This window comes from Pseudomonas sp. NBRC 111139 (assembly GCF_001753955.1).
GTDB classification, from domain to species: Bacteria; Pseudomonadota; Gammaproteobacteria; order Pseudomonadales; family Pseudomonadaceae; genus Aquipseudomonas; species Aquipseudomonas alloputida.
The window spans coordinates 13595-35281 of sequence record NZ_BCBP01000078.1 but is presented as its reverse complement, the minus strand read 5'-3'; the positions used below and the strand labels follow the sequence as shown (position 1 = coordinate 35281).

Here is a 21687-nt window from a genome sequence, read left to right as displayed (position 1 = left end):
CCAGGGGCTAGGTCTACCGCAAGAAGGCCTATGGGATTTCTCAACGACCGCCCCAGGTCCTTTCAGGAGTAACAGATGTCCAAAACGCACAAAAAACCTTGGTGGAGCCCGATCGCTCACTTCGGAGCCCATGGCTTCGTCGGTACTATCATCTTCTTGATCATCATGGTGCCAGCAGTCTTGCTCAACCATTTGGTCCAATACTTGGCTAAGTTTGGGATAAGCGATTTCACCTTGCTAATTCTCGGGCTTCTCGAACATGCCATTGTGCTTGTAGATGCTGGTCTTTTCTTCGTCTTTATTTGCATTGGGGCAGCCCGGGCAATCAAGGAGTTTGCTGAATGAATCAATCATTTGGGTCTGAGTTCGCTAACGCTGCAAGGCAGGCACCACGAATCTTCTTCGCGCCATTGATGGGGGCTGTAGCTGCCATCAAAGATGAGTTCAGGCGCGTGAAGTACGGTGCAGACCAAAACAGCAAGCCGCTGCAATCCAAATAAACGCTCAGCAGAGCTACCTATAAAGTAACGCTAAATCCGACCCACCATCCTAGATGGTGGGTCTTTTTTTTGGTTCTGATTTTCGGTGCCGCCGTGTCCTCCCAGGCGCTGCTTGCGGGCAATGAGCGGCAAGAGGCTGGAAGATTTGCACCGACTCTATAGCCGTATGCGTACGCGTTATGTATTCTTGTACCTGGTAATTTCTTGGAACCGATAGGAGCGTTCAATTTGGCCAACACACTCGAATTCGAGGTCGGCGCCGGCTACGAGGTGGCCAACCCACCCAAGCTTGCTGTTGGTGACGATCAGCACCACCAGCTCTCTCGTTTTTTCACTGTGCTGGCCACCGACGAGCACGGGGTGTCGGTGTATGACGGGTGGTACGGTGAGGGTTTTTCGAGCTTGCATCTCCCGCATGATGTCCTTGCGCAGCTTGACGTGACGAGGCTGCCGTCCCGAGGTGAGGCCGGAGCTGCGGACTTGGCCAACGCTATCGCTACCTCAGCCGCCGCTGCCATCGAGCGCCGTGACCAGGTGAAGGAGCACGGTGCTGCTGAGCAAAGCGTGCACGCCTCGCAACGATTCTTCGTGCAGTTCTTCTCCGGCCAGATCAGGGGGCTCGCCTCCAAAGGGCTGATAAACCCAGACCTTGCAGTTCAGATGATCAGCCTGTCGACCGGGGTGGAGCTTACTGTCGGTGAATAGTCGAGGGCGATTCTTCTCTCTGCGCATCGCTATAGCTGCCGTTGCCACTGTCTGCGCTGTTGCTGCTGTCGGCCTGATCCTGTTCAAACCTTGGGCCCAGCGTGGCTTCGAGGTAGCAGCAGCTAAGCCGGTGGGGCGGTACTGCCTGATCAAGCCAGGTGAGCACCGGACCCATTGCGAGGGCGAGGATACCGGCCCCAGGGACCCAGTATTAGCAGCCATCAAAACCATGTCTCAACAAGGGGGGCGGCCGTGATGCCACCTCTCGCCAGTCAAATCGTACTACCTGTTCTGTATCCAACCCAACCTGAGGAACCGCTATGACAATCACTACCGACATGCTCGCTCGTATCGCCGTTGTGGTGCTGGCCGTAATCATTTCGATCGCTATCAACCGCCGCAAAGCTCTTTTCACTGTGAAAAACGCCTCTGGCCCTGAGCAGGTCCAGGCCATTCAGGGCTTTGCTGACCGTTCGCTGCGCGATGTCAATATCCTGATCCAGAAGCTCGGCCCTCTGCGCAGCCGCACTGGCCGTGTGTTTCTACTCGATCTTCATCCCGCTGTAAGCCTGTCCTGGTCGATGGCCAAGGCCTCGGTTCATATCTGTGAACTGAGGCCTTTTTTGTGGCGGCATCATGACATCGAATGGCTAGAAGTATTTTGATTCATCCAGTATTATGCGTACGTGTTATAAATCAAATCTAGGAGCTTGAGATGCAGCAAATCCAATTCTGGGCCATGCGGACGTTGAACATTGTTGGCCAAGTGCCGGCAGCCTTAGCACTCGCGGCTTTCGTGTTTGTGTGGGCAAAGATTGGCCACATCACCCCCACACTCGCTTTCGTGCTGATCGCGGTCCTGGTGATGGCAGTGCTCTTCGTACAGCTGATGAAAATGGCCGATCGTAAAAAAGCCAAAGCTGAGCAGGCTCGTGCTGGCGCCGGTCTGCGCTGAGCTGCACCATGTCTGCCAGCCTGACGCAAATCACTCGGTGCCGTCCGTATGTGCGAAGCCTGATCGATACCGGCTTCTACAGCGAGATTCCGATGCATCGCGGGGTGGTTGAGCGCGTGGAGCTCGCAGGTGGCTATACCGTGGAGCTGAGCCTTTCAGGGGATGTATTTGATGGCTCTGCGGTGTGTGAAGTGCGACTGGTTACAGCCTGGCTCCTATTGAAGTCAGAGGCTGTTCCGGTCGCTATCCTGGACGGGGTTTTGTTGTCCAGTGGAGAGGGGAAGCGATACTCCTTGGCTGATGCTTGCGATCTGGTCAGCGAGGCCGTCCAGGCGCTGGTTCACGAGCTGGTCAGGACCTGCCATCAGGACTTCGGCGCTGTGCTGGAAGCTGGCAGCGTCTTTGTTATAACCCGGCTGGAAGTTCGCGATAAATTCAGGTCGTCAGAGCTGAGTCAGTCTATCGTCGAAGTTTCACGTACCTGGCTTCGTTCGAAATGCCGGTTGGCGCTTCTTACCCTGCAGCCGTTTCCTCTCCAATACGAAAATACTGCACCCGTTCTAGGCAGCCGGCATTACGAGCCATACTGGCGAGCCCTTAGTGCGGACGTGGAAAAGCTCTCTTCATATTACAGCTATCACTTTGATTGTATCGCTGCGTCACTTGAGTCAACTCTGTTGATCAAGCCGCTGAGCGGATACAAATGCGCGCTAAGCCGGGCAGGGTGGTCGTTCATAGCCGCGGAGTAAACATGCTCGCTACACAGAAGCAGCCTAAAGGCGTGAAGTACAATATCCAACTCCTCATGAACGGATGGGTGGTTGCAGCGCTCTTGTGGACGGTTGGATCCTTAATTGAATTCCTCCTGGAGAAGTTCAAAGTCACCCCTGCCTACAGCTACGGCTTCTGGGTCAAGGTGGTTGGCTGGGCAGTGGGCGGTATCTTTTTTGCTCTGTTCATAAGCCGCTTGGCTATCTATCGTTACCATAAAAAGATGGGCAAATACTTATGAGCCTGTTTTTGATCGGAGTTGGCTTGACCGTAGCTGCTCCGGCGCTCTGTCGCAAAAAGTATCAGGCCCACGGGCCAGCCTGGATTTACTCCCTAGGGTGCGCCGCCGCGGTGCTCGGCCCCTACATTTTGCTTTGCACATTTTTGGACATGGCGACATTGCTCGCGACTGCAGCAGTCCTTGGCCTGCCGTTCTGGGTCTATGAACGGTATCGGGGAGCTAGGGGCCGGCATCACTACACGCAAGGCGTGGTGGCCTTTCTGGTGGAGTTGACGCCTGTTGCCGTTTTCCTGCTCCTATTCCGATCCTTTGTCGCCGAACCATACCTTGTTCCGTCGTCATCGATGCGCCCCACGCTTGGGGTGGGGAGTGTCGTTGTAGTCGATAAGTTCACCTACGGGATGAGATTGCCATTCGTTCCGAAGCCAATCACGCAAGGTCGACCCCCGAAATTTGGCGATGTTCTGGTTTTCCGATTCCCACTCGATCCGTCTAAGCCTTACATCAAGCGTGTGGTGGGAGTGCCAGGTGACCACATCACTTATCAAGGCGGTGTATTGGCCATTAATAATGTACCGGCGGTACATGTGGGCGAGAAGCCATATGCTTACGAAGATGAAGCTAGCGGGAAGCTCAAGCAGGTCGATTATGCGCTGGAGAATATTCACGACTTACAAATCGGCACGATCAAAGACCCTGGTATCAGTGACTTTGGTGTAAGTACTGATTTTCCTGCTATTCCCGGTTGTGAGAGAAATCTGTCAGGCTTGGCATGTACTGTTCCTGCCGATTCTTATTTCGTACTGGGTGACAATCGACCCAATAGCCTGGACAGCCGTTACTGGGGGTTTGTCACGGATAAGGAAATCATAGGTCGTGCCATTTTTGATCTTGATTTCACTAGCGGCAAATTGGATATAAGCCGAGTAACTCGCTGATTCGCAACCAAGGAGCGCCTGTCATGGACCGACGCAAGAATACAACGCCGTGTTTCTCATTACCTGCTTGTAAGGCAACGCAAGGCCTTGCACCCACCTTTCAGGAGAGAAACGCATGAACTTCCATAACACAGCAATCAAATACGCCCAACTCGCAGCAGCTGCAGTCGATTCCCGCGGTCACCTGCTGCACCAGGTGGGATCGTACCCTGCAGGAACGGTACGTGACGCTGAGCTCGCTGAGCTTGAGCAAGCGTATCGATCGACAGTCATCGCCGAGGTGGTGAGCTCCAGTGAACTGAAGGCCACGGCCCACGTCGTGTTGTCCCAGGACGACGAGGAGTCTGGTGCGGATGCAGAGGTGATCGGTATCTGCTTTGACTCCGCTTCGGCAGAAGGTCTTGCCGACGAGGCTGCATCCGAAATGGCTAAACGCATCAATCAGTTGCTGGCCAATGACATGGGCGCCGATTTCGAACCTGTTTCGGTCACGCAGACTGGCCAGGAGCGTATCGTCTCCAATTCCGATGTCGGTATTCTGGGTGCTATACGCATCAAGACTGCTTCGGTAAGCATCGAGGGCAACGGTTTCGGACTGCATACCGTTACCTCGCCAATCATCCCGCATGGGATGGCCAGTTTGTAAACCAGCTGTATGCCCGGGCCAAGTGCCCGGGTTTTTTTTGCGCTCGGAAGTATGGGTTCCATGGGGTCGCACGTGGCGTTGTGCTGATCTATGCTCATCCAGTATTATCAGTACACGTTACGTATCGATAGGGCTCTAGTCATGGATAGCCGTTCCTCACACTCTCTGATCATTCGCGTCGTGGTTGCTCTTGTCGTCGTAGTCATGGGCCTGCTGGCTACCATGGCTGTTGGCGCCGGCCTGGTGGAGATCTCCCCCAAGCTGATTTTCAAGGGAGTATTCCTTTGCCTTGTCGGTGGAGCGCTGCTCCTCATCATTCGCGCCTACGTGGCCGCTCCTGTGGAGCTGGATGACCAGGCTGCTGCAGATGCTAACGGAAGCAAATAGATGTTCGACCTTCATGAAGGGGGCAGCAGTCCCGAAGCGTCAGCCAATATGAGCTCTCGCAATCTCTTTTTCGAATCGGCGGATAGCGGTTTGAGCAATGTTGCCTGGGCCCAGCTGATGGACCAGTTCCGCGACGAGCAGGGCTGGGCGGATACCCGGCTTAGCAAAGAAATTGGCATCAGCATCTCCATGATCCGCCAATGCCGAGTGCACATGCGCCCCTTGCCGCCTCCAGCGCGCATACGCACGCTGGGCGCGATGGGTGTGGAGGTGACCTTGTCGACTCTGCTCGCAGCATTGCCAGAGCCAATTCGAGAGGCAGTGGAGGCGGCCAATCAACAGTCACAGGTGGTCCGCGAGACATTGGTGTATGGTTTCTTCGATCGCCTGGACGCCGGCGGATCACCAGACCTGGTCAGTGCCTTCTTCGATGGTTTGGCAGCGATCTCGGGGCTGAGTGACAGTGAGCAAGCGTCCCGTATCGGCCTGTCCCTGGAGGATTTCATTCAGATCCGCACAGGGCGTAGACCCATCCCGTTTCGTGTCAAGATGGCTATCTCTGGTGCCTACACGTCCAAGGAGCTTGGTCCCCTGATCCTATCGCTGCTGCCGGCGGCCTAGGAAAGGGGAATTTTCACAGCATTCGCTAACGCCAATATTATACATACGTGTTATGCTTCGGAAAGATTCTGGCGGTTGTCGCCGGTGCATTTTCTGGAGGTGTCTATGGCGGCTCACATTACTGCTCCAACCAAGTGCCTTTGTGGGCATGTTGATCTGTTCAGCTTTTCCTCTCCGGGGATGGGCGGGCGCCGGCAGGATCGCCTCTACGCCAATAGCACTCTCTGCGGGGATTGTAGCGCCCATATCCGCGACCTGGTGAAGCCCCAAGCAAAGGGCTTCTATCAGATCAGCTTGCCCCAGCTGGTGGGCCACACTCGTGCAGTTTCCTGGGCCAATTCGCTCCGCCTGGGCCATATACGCTCTCTCGGTCCGATCATGGCTCACCTGAAGGGCAGGACTGATCCAGTGGCGGTTGCGGCGCTGGCCGTCTTCGAGATGCTCTTCAAGATCACTGATGCTCAGTACTGGATCGGTGGCAAGGAGCACGCATTTGGCGCTGGCCACTGGGTGGTTTCGGAGATCGAGCATTTGATGCGCAAGCGTGACCTTTCCATGCACGAGAACTCCCGATCAGCCTATTGCTACTGGAAGGCAATCAATCCCGCAGTCATCCACCAAGCCCGGCAGGAAGCGTCTGCGCTTCTGTCATCGACTCCAGTGTCGACGGGTGAATCGCCGGCAGTCCAACCATTCCAAGCACAACCCCCAGCGGACAGCACTTCGGTGTTCCTCTGATCGGTGCCTCAGGTGAATTCGTGCAAGTAGAGAACTCAATAGCGCACCAAGACTCAGGAGCGTTTCCAGGGCCAGCTCCATCCGACACCCCTTGCTGCGCGGTAGTAAGGGGGGCGGTTCAATGCGCTGGATATGGCTTCCTGGCGAGCCAGGGGGCCATTATTGGCCATAACGAGATGACCCCTTGCCCTGCATGCAATACCGTGTTGTTTCTGGCCAACGCGAAGAACCAGGCCTCTGCGCCTGCAGGCGCAGCCGGCAGCGACATGGCAACAGAACAGATCTGGCTGGATGCGCTCCGGGTAGCTCATCGGGAGAACCCCGGTGGCGTGCACGCGGCCTTGGAAGAGGTCGGTGAGGTGCAAGTCCGGGTACTGGTGCCTGATCGATCGGCCGTTGTTGTTCGTATTTACAACGCCCCCTACCAGCTCAGTGAGACAGAGCTCGATGATGCGGCCGTCGACGCCATCGCGCTCAGCATGAAGGTGAAGATGGCCAGGAGCCGGGCGAAAGGCCGTGCTGGCTGGAATGAAGGCGATACATGCCCTGCTGATTTCCTATCGAGAGAACTGCGCGAGCACGTCGAGAAAGGAGACCCGCTCGATGTCGCTATCTACGCGATGATGTTGCACCTACGCGGGGAGGTCATCTCTCCAGCAGATTGCGCCACTCACGCATCAACCCAAAACGACCCTGTTTGAGTAAGCCCCCATGATCAGACTGACAAAACTGGCCATCTTCGCCATCGCGGCATTCGGCGCTTGCAGTGCCTCTGCTGTCGAGCTTGTGCTTTCTTCCAATGCCAATGAAATCCCTCAGGACCTGGTCAAGGAGACGATTTCATCCCACTTGCCAGAGCAGATTGTGAAGTTGGATGGCGGCTACAAGCTTTACGCCTACCTGGAAACGGCCGACTATCAACCAGGTGAGCGGCTTTTCAGCTATTCGGTGCAGCTCCACAAGCGCGTGGTGGAGGCTGGCACAGGCAAGGTCTACTGGGTTAGCACAGGCGGCGTCAGGGGCCACGGTGTAGCCGTTTCTCAGGATACGATCCTCGGCAACCTAGGAAGTGACCTCGTGGCTGGCGCCAGTTCATTCAAGCTCGATCAGATGTAATGCCAGGTGTAGGTTCACAAAATAGATGACATACCAGGCCCCGTTTTGATCGGCGCCTGGTCATTTTTTTTGTGAAGCGGGGCGGCGTTTCACAGAAAAGTTCACTCCTACCCATCGGCCACAGCTGTTGACCATCCTTGCAAGAGCCTGGGTGCCCATGCGCTTCCACTGCCGGCCGTATCAGCAGTACTCCAGCTGCACCCCGAAAATAGGTCATCCGTAGGGGAAACCCTGGCAGCTCATTCTTTCAGCGTGACAATTAAATCCAAGGCGATACTATGCGTGTACGCGTACGCGTTATGTATCAAATATGCCTATTGATGCTGTCAGCGTTGGAGCCCGATATGACTGCGAAACGACCATTGCTTTTGTCTCTGTCAGGGGTGCTCTCACTGTCCCTGGTCTCAGCCGACTCGTTCAGTTTAAATCTTGTGCCAGACCCTCCTTCGAGCGAACTGCCTACGTACCTGGCTGCATCCGCGGGGGCCCTTTTCCTCCTCGGTGCTTGGTACTGGTTCAACCGGTCCAGAACCACGGCACAAGTGGCAGAACTGCGGATCCAGCGCCAGCTTCAGGCGCTTGAGAAACTGGAGACCCAGGTTGGCCGAGCGGAACAAGTACTGTCCTTGAAGTGTGAATACATGACGCACCAGGTGCGCACTGAGCTTCAAGATGCCCTGTACGCCATCACTACAGACACCATCCGGAACATGGGTGGGCTGCGCCGGCGGGAACTCATGACCGACAAGCAGTTCCGCAAATTGATGGCGCGGTCTGATGAGTTTTTCAAAAGCCTGGAGAAAGCGCAGGCCAGTGAGGTCACGATAAATCTGGACGATGATGTGCCACTACTCATGCCAGATCGGGGCAATCCTCTACCAAAGCCGGTACCTCAAAAGCGTCCTGATGCCCCCCTGACACTTCAAGCTCCTACGGCAACTGCGGCAGCGAGTATCCCGATTCCGGTGAAGCCGCGGCCGAAGGGCGCCAATGCTGACGCAGGGGAGTCGGATGGGGTGCCGGCACTGGCGGTTACGTCAGCTCTCGTTCTGGGTGGTGGTCTGCTCTCCAGCAATGGGCTGTTCCTGGGTGATGATGATGCCCAAGAGTCAGATCAGAACGACTCCCTGGATGATTGAGGCTTATGGATACCTCCACGTCCGCACCTGGCATCGAAGTATCGGCTGTCAGGCGCATCGCTGACTCCAGCATGCAGGGCATTACCCGGGACAACCGCCCATCGAAGCCTTCTGATGCCGGCTGGCGCGTTCGACTGATGAAGGATGGGAAGTTTGTCGCCGATCGCCATTTTCGCGACTTGGCCTACCACGGCCGTTCCCGCGCAAAGCGAGCAGCGCAATGCTATCGCGACGACATGGCCACTGAGCACCAGATCCAGTTCACCCAAACCGTGCACACTGATCTTGCCCTCCAGCGCCATGCAGCAGGCCTGACTCAGGCAGCTATAGCCTCGATGCTGTCCGTGTCACCCGGGCTGGTATCGAAATGGGAGAAAGGGGGCCATATACCGGCTGCAGCTCGATCGCTCTTCCAAGCTGCAGTGCAAGGTGAGCTGGTCGGCGACGCACCGAGCCTGGCCGGTGCAGACATCAGGCGCATCAGGGCCGAGGTTCTAGGGTGGACACAAACACAACTGGCCGATGCACTGGGATGGGCGTACGCCGCAGTAGGCTATTGGGAAAGAGGGCAGCGGCGGATTCCAGGTTGGGTCCAGGTGTACATGCAGGCGATCGATGAGGGCCGTGTCAGTGGCAAGCAGTATTGAGGTTGGTAGCACTTCAACAATTGACGGAGCGATCAGCCGGTGGCGGCAGGTGAGGCCTTTGCACCTTCGCCTCCCGATCGTCTTTTCAGATGGTACTCAATTGGCCCGCTTCGCAGTCGACTGCGGCCAATGCCGGCGTAGTTTGAACGGAGAGTTGGTGAGGGGGGAGGTCACACCTCAGCCGGGCGATCGCTTCGAGCTGGCTGGGCTTGCTGCCTGTGAGGCATGCGCATCGTTCACTCGATTCACGATCATGTGCACGGGCTCATCCGGTTCGGTGCAGCTTGAGTGGTCAGCTTTCGGGGAAATGAAGCGGCACGAGGTGCATACAACTTGGAGGACGAGGTTGAAGGCCATTTTCCGGTAGGCAAAAAAAAGCCCCTACATCGAGTGTAGGGGCAGCCTGGAAGGCATGGTTATTCCTCAGTGTCTTTGAGGTCGAGCTGTTGCTCAGTAGACGGGTTCACGTTCAGTTTTTCCTCTTCCTCTTCCGCCAGGCGGAATTGCTGCAGGATCTCCTCAAGCTTCTGTTGATTCTCCGGGCTCAACTGCGAATAGCCCTTATCCTGTCTAATGTTTTCGATGGCTGTTTTCATCGTTGGAGCTGCTTGGGTAATTGCCTTCTTGATGACCTTGCCTGGAACAAACCTTGGCCTGAGCTTTTCGGTTTTGCCGCCTGCAGCAGCTGAGCGGGCAAGGCCTTGCTCGATCACTTGCAGAGCTTTGGGGCCATGCTCTTGAAGGATCTGAACAGCCAGCGTGAAGGAAACCACTCCGTCGCGGACGTAGTTCCTGATCTCGATAGGTCCGTTGATCATCAAGAGGTAGTCCGAAACCTGGGCGGGCCAGAGATTCAGTTTTTTGGCGATCGCGGAATGGTCATCGGGATGGAAGCGGGTCATGCGTTTGCAAACAACTGCTGTTGCATATGGGCTAAGCGGTGAACCATTGTTGCTGAGCACAAGGTCTGCAGTCATGTCCTCTTCGGAACAATCATCTGCAGCAATGATGCAAGGGACGGTCGGGATGCTTTCACCTTCGGCGACCAATTCCATCGTGGCTTCAAGACGCTGATGGCCACGCTTCAGACAAATTGACTGCTCTCCATTCTCATCGCGACGGATGATGACCGAGAGAGCCGAGTCTTTCTTGAATCCGTTGTCCTTGATGGATTGCTTCAGTTTCTGAACGTTGGCCAAGTAGTCAGCATTTCGCTCTCTTACGTTGTACCCCGGGATGACCTGGATAGTACCTGGCGCTATGTTCCAGAGGTCGCCTGCGGTGAACCGCTTCTTGCCATCACCCTTTTCCATCGCTTTTTTGATGTTGCCAGTGGTGATGATCATGCGGAAATCCAGATCCAACTGGTGTTCGCTGCTGCTGTTTTCGACGGTTGTGGTCATGGCGGTGCCCTCCTGAAGGGTCAGAAATCGTTGAACTTGCTAAGAGAGATGACTGACACCTGCGCATAACCCAGATTTGCCGACACCAGCCATTCGGACAGGGTATCTATCTGTCCGGCGCGGCAATATTACATAACGCGTACGCATACGCGCTAGGTATTATTTAGTGTATTTTGTCCTTCGACTACCCAGATTGTCGAGCGCTGCCCAGCATCGAGGTGCCCCGAGGCAGTGACTCCGTCGACGAGGGATAGCTTGATGCCGACTGAGCTGCGGACGGCTGCTTCCAGTTGGTCAAAGCCGGGCTCAGCCTGGTAGGGTGACATGGCCACCGCGATTGCCCCCGTCACCATCAACAACTCGCAACCAGCACTACGGGTGTTTGCTCCGACGCGTGTAATAGTCAGGTCTCGAATTCCACCATCGGTAATCGCGAGCCCCAGAGCTTCAGGACCTTGCTCGATGACGCACAGAGCCGCAGTGACCAAGCCTCCCAGTTCAGCGGTTGACCGGCTAGCGTCGACCGAAATGATTTTCCGGAATGTAGCGGTGAACCCTGGCCAGGTGTCAGGAGGGGACATCTTCCCGTGTTTTGATGACCAGACTGGATGATGGCTGACCAAGACCCTTGTCACGTCATGGTCGAGGCTGTCCGCAAACGACCAGTGCTGGTCGGCGCCCTCACGAACCTTCGCAACTTGCCACTGGGAGCGGAACGCCCACAGCTCAAGGGAGGACGATTCGTCGATCTGGTAGAAATCACATTTGCTTTGAGCGTGGGTCAGCGCTGGCGCCATCACGGCATCACCATGCCATTCGAACTGATCGAGGTTTTTCAGTCTCTGATTCCCGTGCCAATACGAAAGCTCGACAGTGACCTGGGAGAACCACTTAACCGCTGAGGTGCTGCCGGCCGGCAGGTGGGCGGGAGAAGAAATGCCTTGCTGGGGCTGGCTCGTGAGCATGGTTGATCCTTCATGGTTTTAGCGCGTGAATAATACATGAACACATACGCCGTCTGTATCTAAAAGCAATAACTGCATTTGATCGACGAAAAAAAACCGCCTCGAAAGGCGGTTTGGGTGTGTTCAGCTTGTAGCAGCGGGTGCTGCTGGCGGTGGCAAGAGCTCCTCAACGGTTGCCCCCGCCAGAGCAGCTTTCACCATGCTGTTGATGACGTCGGCGGTAGTGCCTGGCTCTGCTCGTTGGATGCAGGTGCTGTATGAGAACAGCAGTTGCTCACCGATCAGGGGGATGCCGTTCTCGACGGGTTCTTTCTCGTGATCGAAGGTCCCGCAACCATCACCGATCTTCAGCTTAAGGGCTGCAGAGTTTGCACAATAGGCCGGGTCGCAGATGCCGCGAACGTCAAAGCGGATGCAGAAAGCTTCTGCAAATGCGCGGATTCTCGGCGGTACGTTGTAGCTCTGGAAGGCCTCCTCGAAGAAGCCTGGGCGCACAGCTGGGAGCCGTGAGGTGCAGTCGAGGGAAGTAGTGGTCATGAGTCATCTCCTGGTGGGTTGAACTTGCACCAGGAGATGAAGAGCAGAGTTCTGTAATTCTAGAGGGCGAGGGTGATAGCAATTATGGTCGCCAACCCTACGCCCATGAGGAGCCGCCTGTTCCTGTCATCAAAGTAGATACCGCGGCGGTTCAAGAAATACTCGACGATCGTCCACCCGTCCATTGGAGGCAGGGGGATGATGTTAGTCGCCGCCAGGAGGATCGAGCCCTGGGCCGCGACAAGCGTCGGCCAGTTCGGCGTGACGTAGTTAATCCCGAAGAACAGCAGGCCGGTCGCCAGTGAGATGAGAGGGCCGCCCGCAGCGATGATCGCCCGGCGGTCTGAGGGCGCCTTTTCATAGTCGGAGCTGACCACATATGCCCACAGCGGAATCAGACCAATTTCATGAATGATCCCGGATTTTCGGAACGAGAAAAGCTTGTATCCACCAATAATGAGTTTGTCTGGCTTGATACCAAACCGCTGCATCGGTATTAGATGCCCGGCTTCGTGGATCAAGAGCAAGAACACCAGCATCAGCCAAATGACGAAAAAGGCGATGGCGAACATCCCGATGGTTACCAGTGCGTCAGGCAGCATGGTTTTCATTCCTAGAACATGATGCAGTAATTCTTTAGCAAAGCTTCAAAACCTTCAAGTCAATATCCGGATATTTGTCCTGGCCTGTGTACTGCGCAGTACAACTACAATACAGGTCCGTGTGCGTCATTACAGATAGTTATGAAACTACTGTGGTGAACGTATGAATACCTGTTTTCAGCTTGCGGCTTACGCTCGATCTCAATGGGCGTTAGCCGTACTACTCATGAAATCGCCGGAAACCACTCAACTAGCAGCCAATGCATTTCAAGATGCAAAGGATGCTGCCTGGGGATATGGCTGGGGGGCGTCTGAAACCCCTCATGCACTCCTGTCTGATATCCCGGAACTCTTAAACGCTTTCAATGAAGGCAAAACTGCGCTTCAGCAAGATATGAAGCTCGCTGGCTAACTCTAATTAATCAAGGAAACTAAACATGAGCGACACCAAAGTAAGAGTTAATCAACCTGCCGTTGACCTTTACGCTGTTACTCTGAACTGGGTTCAGGAGGATGAAGGTACCTACAGTGATTATGTGCATGCTACCAGCCACGCTGAAGCCTGCGTCAAAGTAGCTGAGGCTATGGCTGATCAGCGTGGTTACGTTGATGAAAATGAAACGCCTGTGCAAAAGCGAGAATGGATCAATTGTCGTGCCTGGGACCAGGTAGACTGCCACTTGGTAAAAGAGAGTTTGGAGGCAGATTTGGTCGCTTTGTTTGGCGACGAACTGTTCCCTGATGGAGTTAAGCGCTCCCTCAACTTGGAAGCCTTGCGTGTGCTGCTCGTTGAGCATCGCAACAGCCTGCTCCCTCCCGCTGAAGTTCCAGCAGTTGAACAGCTGGCCTTCCACTCCGTTGACTCGGGTTTCTGCCGGGTCTATTACAAACGGCCGAAGGGCACTCTGTGCTGCTTCCAGCTCGATACACGTAACACCTTCAAGCTCTACCACTGTTCACGTGATGGTGAGCCAGAGCATGCAATCAGTCTCCAGAACAAGGCGGTAATCGCCTTGCCTGAGGACAATGGCTGCTCTCTGGTAACCAGCTTCCGCGCTTGGTGGGAGCAACAGAACAAGCAGCCTGCTGCCTAACACCAATGATCCCCGGCCACTCTTCGGAGTGGCTTTTTTTTGCCTGCCGATAACCGCCCACAAACAAAAACGCCCCACTACTGAGTGGGGCGCTTGGTGTACCAGTTTCCGATTAGAAACCGACCGACAGGGACAGCGTAGCGACGTCCGAGGCAACGGCTTTGTCGCTGCCGAAGCGGTGGCCGTAGGTGATGCCCACGCGGGAGGCCTTGAACGGGCCGGCAACCTGCAGGCCAACGCCCACTTCGTTCCAGCGCTCAGTGGTGTCTTGCTTCATGTCGAAGCGCGACACACCCATCACATCACCGGTCAGATCGTCTTGCGAGTTGTTCAGGCGGCTGACGTGCTTGATGTTCGCCGAGACGATGGCCTTATTTGCCAGGTTCATGCTGGCATCCAGGCCCGCGGTACCGTAGATGTTTTCTTCGGTCCGCTTATCGAAGTGCGCCGGGAAGGAGCCGCTGGTCTCGGTGTAGCTATCCAGCTTGGTGTTGAGGTAGTCCAAGCCCAGGAAAGGCATGACAGCGATGTTGTCCTGCAGGATGAAGACGTAGCCGACCTGGCCGGATACGGCACGCTGGCTGACATCGGCCTTGCCTTTCGACTCGACGTCGCCGGCACCGGTTTTGTAAGAGCGCTTGATGGTGGCATCGCCTTCGGAAACAGCCACGGCGCCCCGGGCGAATACGCCTTTGCGCAGACGGTTACCGTACTCGACGAAAGCACCGATCGTGTTGGTATCATCCTCGACGCGGTCATCGTTGATCTTGAGCGAGGTGCTCGGGCCTTGGTAGCCGATGCCGGCAACCAGGTCAGGAGTCAGTCGATATGCAGCGGTAACACCGCCGTACACGTTGTCACCGTGGACAGTACCCGAGTGATGAGTCATCTGGCTGCTGACGCTGACACAGATGCCGCTGGTGTCGAATGTCGAGCAGGACAGTTGGTCCTGGACGAAGCCTTGCAGCTGATTCTGCATGGCTTGCGCGTACAGGGTCGCATTCTGCAACGAGTCGCCGAGGTCCAGCAAACCGATCACGCCAGTCGGTGGAGTGGTAGCCTCAGCGCCACCCGCGCCAGTGCCAGTTCCACCGGTACCACCAGTACCCGTGTCAGTGCCCCCAGTGCCACCGGTACCCGCACCGGTTTCGGTACCACCGGCGCCGGTGCCCGTGCCTGCATCGCTGCCGCCAGTAGAAGTGTCCCCTGCATTGGAGGAGCCACCGGTGCTTGGCGGCGTTGGGTCAGTAACAGGCGGGGTGACGACGGGAGGGGTCACCTCTGGAATGGTCTCTTCAGGCGGAGTGGTTACCACCGGTGGGGTAGTGACCACAGGCTCGGAGATTGGGCCGTAGGAACGCGCTACGAACGGCTGCGAGCGACCATTCAGGAAGCCCAGGCCGAAGACGGTGTTGCCATCTGCAGATACCGCAGTGGCGGAGTTCAGGGTGTTGTTGGCCAGGAGAGTGTAGGAAGGGTCGTTATCCTGCAGCCATTCGACCAGCGACTGCATGCCGGTCTCAGCGGTCCAGCGGAAGCCGGAGAAGACAGTGCCAGTGGTGTCCGCGATACCGACGACCACGGCGCCGTTGGCGGAGACGCCTTCAGCCTTGGACAGGGTACCGTCGGCCAGCAAGCCCAAGCCCTTCATGCCGGACAGCTCGGACCAGATCATAGCTTCGCTCAGGGCGAGCGAAGAGTCACTCGCACCGACGATGTAAGTGCCATCGGCACTGGTCGCCGTGGCGATGGATTGCGTACCACCCTCCAAGGTGCCGAGGCTCTCGGCGCTACCGCCGCCCACCCATCGAGTGGCGATATCACCATTGCCGGCGCCGTTCTGTGCGTACCCCACCACCACCTTGCCGTCAGCGCTGATGCCCATGGCGTAGCTGTAGGTGCCGTCGTTCAGGTAGCCCAGCTGAGTCACAGCGCCAGCCAGGTCCCAGGTTACTGCCGATCGGTTGCCGGTCAGACCGTCGTCGGCAGAACCGGCGATGACGCTGCCATCAGCCGAAACGGCGCGTGCTTCAGCTTCGGCACCGCCGTTCAGGAAGTCCAGCTTGTGAATGCCGGCGTTGTTCCAGTACACGGCGGTTTCGTTGTCCGTGACGCTGTCGACAGAGCTACCGACGATGACGTCAGCTTCGTTCGACACAGCGTAGGCGGCGGCATTGGTCCCAAGGCTGGCCAGCAGTTGCTTGCCACCCAGCAATGTCCACTTGAAGGCCTCGGTAGTTTCGGTGCTCGGGTTGAACTGGGCGCCAACCAGGGTGGAGCCATCACCAGAGCCGCCGATGTGCGAATCATAGGTGGTACTGGAGGAGCCCAGCGTTGGTGCGTAGACATCAATGCCGGCGTAAGCGGCATGCGCAGTGCCAGCGTTCATGGCCAGTGCGATGGAGGCGACAAGCAGGGAGAGACGTGGCTTGAAGGGGGTTGCATTGTTGTGCATGGGCTGATTCGTCCTGACCTTGTTAGGTGATATCAATTGGATGGCCGGATAATACTGTCAGGATTGAAAGCAAATCAATATAAATATACATACGTGTTATGGATTGTTGAGTGCTCTTGGAAAGGGCCGCGATTGTTTTGCATGCCTGTGTTGCGCATCTCCCGTCACCAGGTCTTCGCAAGAGACCGTCATTCCCTGTGGAGAAACGTCATGCTGCAAATCCCTAAAGCGCTGCTCGAAAAACGCATCACCAAAGAAACCCTTCACCGCTCTGGCAAGCGATTGCTCAAAGAGATCGCCGGCCGTTTGAAGCTTCCAGAAACGAGCTACGAAATTCGGTCGTGTAAAGGCGGGAACGCAGTCATGGGGGAGGTGATCCTGCACAGCGATCATCTCTATCTGATGGTTCATCTAGGTTCAGATCGAGTGCTCAAAGTGCTCTACCGATCCTGTGAGGGCCGAAAGGACTATTCAGGCGGAATGAACCGTTATGAGTCGGTCTCTGAGTTGGCCAGCACCACTGCGGCTGAGCGATTCATCGCAAAACTGGACACCCTTAATGAGCTGGGCAAGCGCCAGCAACAGCAACAGCACAACCAAGCCGCTTGATCGAGAGGTTCCTATGTCTTCAGTTCTGAAGGAATTCCCGGAAGCCTTTGCCACCCGCATCAACAAGATTCTGGAAATGCCTGATCCGGTTCCTGGAAATCGCGAGAATGGCTGGTTCGCTGGATACGGGTGCCGATGGTGCAAGTTTTCGAAAGCTTGGTTCACCGTCTTGCCGTTTGAAATGCAGCCGGTAGCCGAAACTGTGGCGAGTATGTTCAAGAATGCAGGACTGCAAGATGTGACCATCACTCTTGAAGCCGGCGTGACGCAGGCTGAAGGAGGCAAGGGTTACCAGGTCTCTGCTCGAATCTAAACCGCTGTACCGCCGCTCCCTATGGGGCGGCTTTTTTTTGCCTGTCGTTACAGCTGGCTGTGCTTCATCTCAGACCAAGATGACTACCCAAAGAGGCGCAGCACCATGGACGTAATTGCAAACAACGCAGCTGATACCAAAGAAATGGTCATGACCGAGGTCCTGCCGAATGGCGAGGAACTCAAGCGGCCGTATTCACCGTCGGAGATGGCTTTCATGTTCAACGACGTGGAGATTCGCAACCCCTACTTTTCACCGTGCGGAACAACTGTTGTTGACCCCGTACAGGCGTATGGCTTCGAGGTTTATCACACCGGAGGCGGTTGCATGGCTTTGCGGAAGGAGTTCTGCAACGGTCAATACCTGCTTCTTTCGATCGAGGTGTCCATCGCTGAACCTGAGGAGTGGGATGAGTGCACATTGGGCCTGTATGACGCCGATGGCGATGAGAAAGCCTACTGTGAGCTCCGTGATGTTCCATATGCACAAGTCGACCTGACCGGGCATCTTGATGCCCCAGTGCGCTTGTTGTGCCCGTGCTGTGGTGCTCGTACCACAGGTCGGCAATGGGGCAATCAAGATGCTGGTCACGGTCTGTGCAGTGATTGCATCGAGAAGGTGCTGGCCAAGATGACGGCAGAAGAGTTTTCCAAACGCTACGGGCTCCAGGGAGTTCACTTCGGTCTGTCGCAGTGCGCTCCCTCTGCTCAGTTGCTCGATGAGCTCGCTCAAAAGAAACTGCTGGCGCAAGAAGAGCCGGATCAGCAGGCAGTGGACTCGAACGCTCTCAAGGACCGGTACCGTTCATGGGCGCTGGACAACATCGCCAATGATGATCTGCAGGTCAATGAAGATGCCCAGGTAACGCTGTGTGAAGATGGCGCATTTGTCGCAACCTGGACATGGGTGCCGCGTGATTCCATTCCGGACGTTGCTGATCCGGAAGAGTCCGCTGATTAACGCTACGCAACCGCTCCCTAACCGGAGCGGTTTTTTTATGCCCAGGCGCCGGCCGGCGTTGTAGGTCGCTGTGATGCATCCCAATGCATACGACCAACCTCTCTGGAGATTGCCCATGGCAAGCAAACTAGCACGCGCGGTACCACCCACCATCAAGCCACTGGCAGAAGCACTGTGTGATGGCCACCGGTATCCGCCGGCGGAGATGTTTCGATTTTTCCTAGGGGCAGTGATGGAGCTTTGGGGGTTTCAGCCCTGGTATCCCATACCTGATGATGTCCGCGGTAAAATAGGACGAGTTATCACGCTGTACGATCAGGCGGTGGCCAATGAAGAACCGTTCAAGGACATTTTAGGCCCACTCTACGAAGAGCTGGCCAGCCATGGCGGCAAGCAAATGCTGGGGCAGTTCTTCACGCCCTGGTCAATGGCAAGCCTGATGGTCAGGATGAGCGATGGTGACATCGACCTGCCTCGCGCCGGTGATCTCAAAGCTTACTCAGATCCGGCTTGTGGCAGTGGAGTTATGCTGTTGGCAAAAGCAAACTACCTGCTCGAAACGAAAGGTCCTGGGGAGCTCCAGCAATGGCTTTTTCACGCATGCGATATCGATGGCATTTGCGCTCGCATGGTTGCGATTCAGCTGGCCGCGAATTGTGCCATTCATAGAGTCGAAATCGGGGAGATCATAGTGCTCCTTGGTGATACGCTCAGCTCGGACCCCAAGCAGCAGATCTTGCACGCAACCTCTCCGACGCTGATGCGTTCACGTCAAAATTCAATTCCGAAACTTGAGGTCGCCTCATGAAACGCTGGTACACGATCGCCGCGGCTTTAGCCTTCCAGGTGCTACCGCATGCGGCAAGTGCTTCGGAGGCTTCAGATGCTGTTCTGTCGGTTGCTGCCTCAAAAATGTCCACCGTAGCTCGCATCAACGGCGCCACACGGCCGGTCATCTACGTGGGTAAATTTGAAGGCTGCGACTCGGTCTCGATTCAAAATGCCCCCGGGCGCTTTGAGCACTTCCGTGTATGCGGTAACCAGGTCAGTGCTCGCAACACCGTGTCACCCAGTTGGACCGAAGACGATGGCGCCGGGGATGTTCTCCGCGCAGTGGTCGATAATGCGGTTCTGTTCGGCGCTGCATCGCAAGTGGACCCCAACGGTTACCTGATCGCAGCACGTGCTCTGGGACCTTCCCAGCGCTCGTGCAGCAACGTGGAGGTCATCTTGAGTTACGAAGGTGACCTGGTCGACAGGGCCTTGAAGAGCATCTGCTCTCATCGCCGTTAACCCCCATCAAACCCCGTCCTAGCGACGGGGTTTTCTTTTTGGCGTCATTCAGTGGGGCAACGCCGCATTGCGGGGCGTCTCAGTCCTTGGGGTCCTCGGTTCATGTTGGCTGTGATGCATCTCCCTTCACTAGACCAACACACCTGAGGGTATCGCTATGAATTCGTCCAGCACCGCAAAGGCCTATATCGTTGAAACCCGCGCCACCAACGGCGCAGAAGATACGCCAGAATTTGCATCCTTCAGCATCGATCTGGCTGCAACTCAACGCATCATCAATCTAGCTCGACTGGTTAAAGAGAATGGGCTTCACAAAGTGGAGACGTTTGACAGCACTGCTTCATTCCATCAGTACGCTCCTGGCACTGAAGAGGCGGAGGAGATCGGCTGCGACAACGATGTGTTACTGAAGGCCGGCTGTCTAAATGTGGATGCGTCCAGCTTCTGGTTCTCGGGATTCATCAGACATTCTGACGTCGAGGTTGTCAGCGCACGTCAGCCGATCGCTGAACTGCAGAGTCACTTCCACTTGGCCGGAGGCACAACTGAACTTGAAGCTGGCGGTGAACGGCAGTATCTCGTTACTTGGAGTGCTGATGTTGAGGTTGAGGGGGATCACCATGCGGCAGCCCAGGCCGTCGCAGACCGGTACTTCCGCAGCCACATTGCCGCCGGTGAACAGGACAGCGCGTGCACCTTCGTGGTGACCGCAAAATCTGACCAAAAGCCAGTAGAGATCGATCTCTCGACTTGTCACTCCGGTGAACAAATCTTGGAGTCGGCATGACTGCTGCACTTCAGGCTTTAGCGCCAGCTTGATGCTCGCGCTCCAAACGCTGCACATGACCCGGTCACTAGACCGGGTTTTTTTTCGCCTGGGACCAGTGCATGTGGACCGTACCGGGACCTGCCTGTTCAGATCTGTGATTTAGCGGCGGCATAACCATCGAGTGGATATTCAGGCCAGCCGCTGGGAGGACAGAAGCCCTGCCGACGTTCCTGCTCGGCGAACTTGGCGTGCCACTCGTTGCCCTGATCGAAGACCCAACCTGTAAGCCCGGTATCTGGGAATTGATCATAGGTGAGGTCGATAATGAACCCGTCGACCTCGAACCAGGCGTGAGACTGCTCCCTTTTTAGGTTCGGATGGTCTTCAGCCCACACATACACACCATCAGCACCGAGTTGTTCTTTGATGAGTCGACCTAGGATGTCCGAGGCAGGACCGCAGGTTCCTCGCGGAAAACCATTGAAGGTAGAACCGGGTTTGTCGACAAGAAGCAACAGCCCGCGGCGGGTTGATTCGGCTATTGCCTCAAGAGCTGCGCGGTCGATCTTCGCTTTTGCTTGCATGGGTTGAGTCTCGAAGGAGGGCAGTGTTCGAGGCCCCATTTTTGGACCTTGATGATACGTCGTCAATGAGGTGCACCGCCGGCAGTCGGGCTGTACATGATACGATTGTGCCATCCATAAAGTGCGGGCACGGTTGTCGTTTGATGAGTGGGTTGTATCAGAAATTCAGGAGAGCAATCTGCAGATTGCGCGGCCATCCTGGGCGTATCGTGACACGGGAGTATTCTGGCGAGGTGGTGAGGATCGCCAAGCGATGCCCCCTCTGCAAAACAGAGAAGATCATCTACCGGTTTCAATGAGCCTGGCGCTCGTTCGCTAGCGTCTACCTCAACATCCCAAGCCATGGGATCTCCTCGATTGGTGCTGTTCCAGTTGCCTGTGATGCATATCCCAGAACTAGACCAACACCTATGGGGAGCACCATGAGCCTTATCATCGAAACTCTGCAGAATCGCGTCAATAACGCCACAGGCCCGGAGCGGGAACAGCTGCAGGATGAGCTGAACATTGCGCTGATCAATCATGAAATGGGCGAGCTCCGTCGACTAGAGGGTGGCACACGCTACTGCCTCCATACTCGTGAGCATCAGCCTGCACTCAACATGCTTCGACGTGGAATGCGGCGCTGCGACGTGGTCACCCACTACGCCTACAAGGTGCCTGTTAAGCGCCAGATTGCGGCCGGGAAGGGGTGCTGAA

The 21687-nt window shown here is 56.0% G+C and carries 31 protein-coding genes; 25 read left to right on the top strand and 6 right to left on the bottom strand.

Features of this window, described 5'->3' with window-relative positions; genetic code table 11:
* The first annotated feature begins 75 nt into the window (after positions 1-75).
* From BJQ17_RS25715 to BJQ17_RS25645, 16 genes are all read left to right on the top strand, one after another.
* Positions 76-345, top strand: coding sequence for a hypothetical protein (locus BJQ17_RS25715; RefSeq protein WP_023383712.1), 270 nt, complete (start codon positions 76-78; stop codon positions 343-345).
* Positions 342-500: a hypothetical protein gene (locus BJQ17_RS31830; protein ID WP_023383713.1), complete on the top strand. Its 159-nt coding sequence runs from the start codon at positions 342-344 to the stop codon at positions 498-500. Before BJQ17_RS25715 ends, BJQ17_RS31830 begins: the two co-directional genes overlap by 4 nt.
* A gap of 228 nt (positions 501-728) precedes the next feature.
* Positions 729-1205 (top strand): hypothetical protein, encoded by a 477-nt coding sequence (locus tag BJQ17_RS25710; RefSeq protein WP_023383714.1) that lies wholly within the window; start codon positions 729-731, stop codon positions 1203-1205.
* A gap of 320 nt (positions 1206-1525) precedes the next feature.
* Entirely contained in the window at positions 1526-1870 is a 345-nt protein-coding gene (locus tag BJQ17_RS25705) for a hypothetical protein (protein ID WP_175442758.1), read from the top strand.
* Positions 1871-1920: 50 nt separating this feature from the next.
* Entirely contained in the window at positions 1921-2160 is a 240-nt protein-coding gene (locus BJQ17_RS25700) for a hypothetical protein (protein ID WP_023383716.1), read from the top strand.
* A gap of 8 nt (positions 2161-2168) precedes the next feature.
* Positions 2169-2909: a hypothetical protein gene (locus tag BJQ17_RS25695; protein WP_175442757.1), complete on the top strand. Its 741-nt coding sequence runs from the start codon at positions 2169-2171 to the stop codon at positions 2907-2909.
* Positions 2910-2911: 2 nt separating this feature from the next.
* Positions 2912-3172, top strand: coding sequence for a hypothetical protein (locus BJQ17_RS25690; protein WP_023383718.1), 261 nt, complete (start codon positions 2912-2914; stop codon positions 3170-3172).
* Entirely contained in the window at positions 3169-4110 is a 942-nt protein-coding gene (lepB, locus tag BJQ17_RS25685; RefSeq protein ID WP_023383719.1) for a signal peptidase I, read from the top strand. The genes BJQ17_RS25690 and lepB overlap by 4 nt, the downstream gene beginning before the upstream one ends.
* Positions 4111-4225: 115 nt before the next feature.
* On the top strand, positions 4226-4756 hold the full coding sequence (locus BJQ17_RS25680; protein ID WP_023383720.1) for a hypothetical protein: 531 nt from the start codon (positions 4226-4228) through the stop codon (positions 4754-4756).
* A 141-nt stretch (positions 4757-4897) separates the two neighbouring features.
* Positions 4898-5143, top strand: coding sequence for a hypothetical protein (locus BJQ17_RS25675; RefSeq protein ID WP_135002420.1), 246 nt, complete (start codon positions 4898-4900; stop codon positions 5141-5143).
* Positions 5144-5764 carry a hypothetical protein gene (locus tag BJQ17_RS25670; protein WP_054895178.1) on the top strand — a complete coding sequence of 207 codons (621 nt, stop codon included), beginning with the start codon at positions 5144-5146 and terminating at the stop codon, positions 5762-5764.
* A 105-nt stretch (positions 5765-5869) separates the two neighbouring features.
* A complete protein-coding gene (locus BJQ17_RS25665; protein WP_023383723.1) occupies positions 5870-6502 on the top strand; it encodes a hypothetical protein in 633 nt (210 codons plus the stop codon).
* 203 nt (positions 6503-6705) lie between these two features.
* The gene (locus BJQ17_RS31925) at positions 6706-7203 is read left to right on the top strand and encodes a hypothetical protein (protein WP_054926275.1); all 498 of its coding nucleotides are present in this window, start codon (positions 6706-6708) and stop codon (positions 7201-7203) included.
* Positions 7204-7213: 10 nt separating this feature from the next.
* Entirely contained in the window at positions 7214-7618 is a 405-nt protein-coding gene (locus BJQ17_RS25655; protein ID WP_023383725.1) for a hypothetical protein, read from the top strand.
* Positions 7619-7962: 344 nt separating this feature from the next.
* On the top strand, positions 7963-8757 hold the full coding sequence (locus tag BJQ17_RS25650; protein WP_023383726.1) for a hypothetical protein: 795 nt from the start codon (positions 7963-7965) through the stop codon (positions 8755-8757).
* Between the two features lie 5 nt (positions 8758-8762).
* Complete coding sequence (locus tag BJQ17_RS25645) at positions 8763-9404, top strand: DNA-binding transcriptional regulator (protein ID WP_023383727.1); 642 nt, start codon at positions 8763-8765, stop codon at positions 9402-9404.
* Positions 9405-9820: 416 nt separating this feature from the next.
* Here the strand turns inward: BJQ17_RS25645 and BJQ17_RS25640 are convergent, their stop codons facing one another.
* The 4 genes from BJQ17_RS25640 to BJQ17_RS25625 all read right to left on the bottom strand — a co-directional run bounded on the left by BJQ17_RS25640 (position 9821) and on the right by BJQ17_RS25625 (position 12920).
* On the bottom strand, positions 9821-10807 hold the full coding sequence (locus BJQ17_RS25640) for a hypothetical protein (RefSeq protein WP_023383728.1): 987 nt from the start codon (positions 10805-10807) through the stop codon (positions 9821-9823).
* Between the two features lie 152 nt (positions 10808-10959).
* Positions 10960-11772, bottom strand: coding sequence for a hypothetical protein (locus BJQ17_RS25635; protein ID WP_023383729.1), 813 nt, complete (start codon positions 11770-11772; stop codon positions 10960-10962).
* A gap of 123 nt (positions 11773-11895) precedes the next feature.
* Entirely contained in the window at positions 11896-12309 is a 414-nt protein-coding gene (locus BJQ17_RS31825; protein ID WP_023383730.1) for a hypothetical protein, read from the bottom strand.
* A 59-nt stretch (positions 12310-12368) separates the two neighbouring features.
* Complete coding sequence (locus BJQ17_RS25625) at positions 12369-12920, bottom strand: site-2 protease family protein (protein ID WP_224459413.1); 552 nt, start codon at positions 12918-12920, stop codon at positions 12369-12371.
* A 154-nt stretch (positions 12921-13074) separates the two neighbouring features.
* Here BJQ17_RS25625 and BJQ17_RS31405 point away from each other — a divergent pair, with 154 nt between their 5' ends.
* On the top strand, positions 13075-13323 hold the full coding sequence (locus tag BJQ17_RS31405; RefSeq protein WP_122227892.1) for a hypothetical protein: 249 nt from the start codon (positions 13075-13077) through the stop codon (positions 13321-13323).
* A gap of 25 nt (positions 13324-13348) precedes the next feature.
* A complete protein-coding gene (locus BJQ17_RS25620) occupies positions 13349-14005 on the top strand; it encodes a hypothetical protein (protein WP_060495349.1) in 657 nt (218 codons plus the stop codon).
* 112 nt (positions 14006-14117) lie between these two features.
* On the opposite strand, the gene BJQ17_RS25615 is transcribed toward BJQ17_RS25620, so the two are convergent.
* Positions 14118-16460, bottom strand: a complete 2343-nt coding sequence (locus BJQ17_RS25615) for an autotransporter domain-containing protein (protein ID WP_070096823.1) — start codon at positions 16458-16460, stop codon at positions 14118-14120.
* Positions 16461-16670: 210 nt separating this feature from the next.
* Between BJQ17_RS25615 and BJQ17_RS25610 the strand changes: the two genes are divergently transcribed.
* From BJQ17_RS25610 to BJQ17_RS32300, 6 genes are all read left to right on the top strand, one after another.
* Positions 16671-17069 (top strand): hypothetical protein, encoded by a 399-nt coding sequence (locus BJQ17_RS25610; protein ID WP_023383735.1) that lies wholly within the window; start codon positions 16671-16673, stop codon positions 17067-17069.
* Positions 17070-17082: 13 nt separating this feature from the next.
* Positions 17083-17382 (top strand): hypothetical protein, encoded by a 300-nt coding sequence (locus BJQ17_RS25605; protein ID WP_023383736.1) that lies wholly within the window; start codon positions 17083-17085, stop codon positions 17380-17382.
* 105 nt (positions 17383-17487) lie between these two features.
* On the top strand, positions 17488-18342 hold the full coding sequence (locus BJQ17_RS25600; RefSeq protein WP_023383737.1) for a hypothetical protein: 855 nt from the start codon (positions 17488-17490) through the stop codon (positions 18340-18342).
* A gap of 115 nt (positions 18343-18457) precedes the next feature.
* Complete coding sequence (locus BJQ17_RS25595; RefSeq protein WP_083285109.1) at positions 18458-19150, top strand: N-6 DNA methylase; 693 nt, start codon at positions 18458-18460, stop codon at positions 19148-19150.
* Positions 19147-19635, top strand: a complete 489-nt coding sequence (locus BJQ17_RS25590) for a hypothetical protein (RefSeq protein ID WP_023383739.1) — start codon at positions 19147-19149, stop codon at positions 19633-19635. The genes BJQ17_RS25595 and BJQ17_RS25590 overlap by 4 nt, the downstream gene beginning before the upstream one ends.
* A 157-nt stretch (positions 19636-19792) precedes the next feature.
* Entirely contained in the window at positions 19793-20422 is a 630-nt protein-coding gene (locus tag BJQ17_RS32300) for a hypothetical protein (protein WP_224459415.1), read from the top strand.
* Between the two features lie 128 nt (positions 20423-20550).
* On the opposite strand, the gene BJQ17_RS25580 is transcribed toward BJQ17_RS32300, so the two are convergent.
* Positions 20551-20988 (bottom strand): hypothetical protein, encoded by a 438-nt coding sequence (locus BJQ17_RS25580; protein WP_023383741.1) that lies wholly within the window; start codon positions 20986-20988, stop codon positions 20551-20553.
* Between the two features lie 422 nt (positions 20989-21410).
* Here BJQ17_RS25580 and BJQ17_RS25575 point away from each other — a divergent pair, with 422 nt between their 5' ends.
* Positions 21411-21686, top strand: a complete 276-nt coding sequence (locus BJQ17_RS25575) for a hypothetical protein (protein ID WP_135002417.1) — start codon at positions 21411-21413, stop codon at positions 21684-21686.
* Position 21687 lies beyond the last annotated feature (1 nt).